This window comes from Prevotella sp. HMSC077E09 (genome assembly GCF_001814685.1).
GTDB lineage: Bacteria > Bacteroidota > Bacteroidia > Bacteroidales > Bacteroidaceae > Prevotella > Prevotella oris.
The window spans coordinates 1-305 of record NZ_KV817517.1 but is presented as its reverse complement, the minus strand read 5'-3'; positions in this window follow the sequence as shown (position 1 = coordinate 305).

Here is a 305-nt window from a genome sequence, read left to right as displayed (position 1 = left end):
CTGAAAATATGAGTTTGTTTGCCCTCCAATAACCTTTATTTTTTCTGAAATATTCTTGGATATTCTTGGATGTCGCTTGCGACGAGGAGGCCTAAAAACTAAGGGAAAGAACTCCTACCCGCTTCGCGGTATATCTTAGAATATTGGAGGATATCTGAAAATAAGAGTTTGTTTGTCTTCCAATAGCCCTTGTATCTTCTATAATATTCTTGGATATTCTCAGATGTCGCTTGCGACGAGGAGGCCTAAACCACTAGGAGGAAGTCTCCTACCCGCTTCGCGGTATATCTTAGAATATCGGAGAA